The 2,348-nt window shown below is 74.5% G+C and carries 3 protein-coding genes; all 3 read left to right on the top strand.

Annotated elements, in window-relative coordinates; genetic code table 11:
• The first annotated feature begins 132 nt into the window (after positions 1–132).
• The 3 genes from AC2CJA_RS26200 (at position 133) to AC2CJA_RS26190 (ending at position 2,183) form a co-directional block, all read left to right on the top strand.
• The gene (locus AC2CJA_RS26200) at positions 133–642 is read left to right on the top strand and encodes an SAV_6107 family HEPN domain-containing protein (protein WP_484605143.1); all 510 of its coding nucleotides are present in this window, start codon (positions 133–135) and stop codon (positions 640–642) included.
• Positions 643–757: 115 nt separating this feature from the next.
• Positions 758–1,540, top strand: a complete 783-nt coding sequence (locus AC2CJA_RS26195) for a methyltransferase (RefSeq protein WP_484605142.1) — start codon at positions 758–760, stop codon at positions 1,538–1,540.
• Between the two features lie 223 nt (positions 1,541–1,763).
• Positions 1,764–2,183, top strand: coding sequence for a DUF3040 domain-containing protein (locus tag AC2CJA_RS26190; RefSeq protein ID WP_484605141.1), 420 nt, complete (start codon positions 1,764–1,766; stop codon positions 2,181–2,183).
• The last annotated feature ends 165 nt before the right edge of the window (positions 2,184–2,348 follow it).

Below are 2,348 nucleotides of genomic sequence, written 5' to 3'. Positions count from 1 at the left end.
TGGTGTAAGACCTCAACGGAGTACTCCGGGCGGGCAGTCGGTGATGAAGCAGAAAACCCCACGGCGCGAGCCGTAGGAATCCCCCTCCTTCAGGAGGGGGAGGAAGTCAAGACGATGACAGGAGGTTCGCAGATGAACGGGCCCCCGGAGGATGTCCACCCCGTGCCGCGCAGGGCGTCGGCCCCGCCCGCCGCACTCGACCTGCTCGCCCAGGCACAGCGCGGTCTCGGCGAGGCGGCGGAGCTGGAGCACCCCAACGACCGGTACGCCACCGCACACCTGGCGGCCCTGCGCACCGCCGCCGCGGTGCTCGCGGTGCGCGGCCGACCGGAGTCCACCGCACGCGCCAGACGGCGCATACGCAGCGCCTGGGAGGTGCTGCCCGAGGTGGCGCCGGAGCTGGACGAGTGGTGCAGGCTGTTCGCCGCCGGCGCGGCCAGGCGCGCCCGTGCCGAGGCGGGCATCGCCGGCGCGGCCGGCCGGCGCGACTGCGACGACCTGATACGCGACGCGGGCATGTTCCTGCGCATCGTCGAGCGGATGCTGGTGAGGCAGCCCGTGCCGCCGTTCCCCGGAAACCCGGAGGGCACGGGGGAGCGCGGGCGCCCCGGAGGCGAGGGGCCGCGGCTGCGAGCGGGCTGAGGGCGGGGGCGGGCGCGGGCGCGGGACGTCTTCCCGCCGCCCGGCCGGCCGTACCGGCCGCGGTGACGCAATAGGCTTGGGCCAGCCACGTCCGAGCCGCCTAGGAGCGTCCGCCATGTCCCGCCCCCACGCACACTTCCGCACCGCCGTGGTCTGGGAGGTCCTGAGGGAAGCACTCGACGACCGGGCCAAGGCCGCGGGCCGCGGGACGCTCGACGTCCTGGACACCGGCGGCGGCACCGGCAACTTCGCCGTGCCCGTCGCCCGGCTCGGCCACCGCGTCACCGTGGTGGACCCCAGCCCGGACGCGCTGTTCGCCCTGGAGCGCCGCGCGACGGAGGAGGGCGTGGCCGGCCGGGTACGGGGCGTGCAGGGCGACGCACACGGGCTGTTCGACGTGGCCGAGCGCGGCGGCTACGACGTGGTGCTCTGCCACGGGGTCCTGGAGTACGTCGACGATCCCGCCGAGGGACTGCGCAACGTCACGGCCGCGCTGCGTCCCGGAGGCGGCACTCTGAGCGTGCTCGCGGCCGGACTGGGCGGCGCGGTGCTCGCCCGCGCCCTGGCCGGCCACTTCGCCGAGGCCCACCGGGCGCTGGGCGACCCCGACGGCCGGTGGGGCGGCGGGGACCCGGTGCCCCGGCGCTTCACCCCCGAGCGGCTCACGTCCCTGATCACCGCCAACGGGCTGGAGGTCGGAGCGGTCCACGGCGTGCGGGTCTTCGCCGATCTGGTGCCGGGCGCGCTGGTGGACGCCGAGCCCGGCGCCACGGAGGCCCTGGCCCGGCTGGAGGAGGCGGTGGCCGAGTCGCCGGCCTTCCAGTCCGTCGCGGCGCACCTCCACGTACTCGCGCGTACCCGGGAGGAGGCCTCGCTCTCCGCCGGTGAGGTGCGGTAGGCCACAGGCGACCCGAACGGCGGCTACCCACCGTATGATCGAAGCACACCGATCGGCATGACGGCACGGCGGCGGGGGAATGAGAAGCCCGACACCGCTACCCGGCTCCCGGTCCCGGTGGCACGAACTGGCGTAGAGGGGCGGGTTTCACGGGGGCGAATCCCTGCCTATCCTTGAAGGGTCGCATCCGGTCGCCCCCGCGACCGACGAGTAGGAGGACTCCGTGCCGCTCTCTGAGCACGAGCAGCGGATGCTCGAGCAGATGGAGCGAGCGCTGTACGCCGAAGACCCCAAGTTCGCGACAGCGCTCGAGGGAAGCGAACTGCGCACGTACACCCGGCGACGGGTCTACCAGGCGGTCGCGGGCTTTCTGGTGGGCGTCGCGCTCCTCATGGCCGGGATGGTCGCGAAGCTGGTCATCGTCAGTGTGCTGGGTTTCCTGGTGATGCTGGGCTGCGCCGTCCTCGCGGTGACGGGCTGGCGCAAGGCGCCCAAGCCGGGTGAGCAGCCTCCCGCCGACCAGGGGCACGACGGACACGACGGAGGGGGCCGCCCGCACCTGCGAAGGCAGGGAAGGCAGCGCCGCTCGATGATGAACCGCATCGAGGACCGCTGGCAGCGCCGCAGGGACGAGCAGCAGTAACGGTCCGCTCGCACGCCGTCGTCCGGGGGCGGACGGCGCACGACGATGCGCCCCCGCGACCCGTTCGACCATACGGCCCGGTGACGCCGCCGCGCAGCCTCCGCGCGACCGGCGGGCCGGGACCGACGACAGCGGCGGACGGCGGGGCCCGGAGAATCTCCGGGC

Source organism: Streptomyces sp. ATLC9 (genome assembly GCF_057196705.1).
This window is presented reverse-complemented; position numbering and strand designations above follow the sequence as displayed.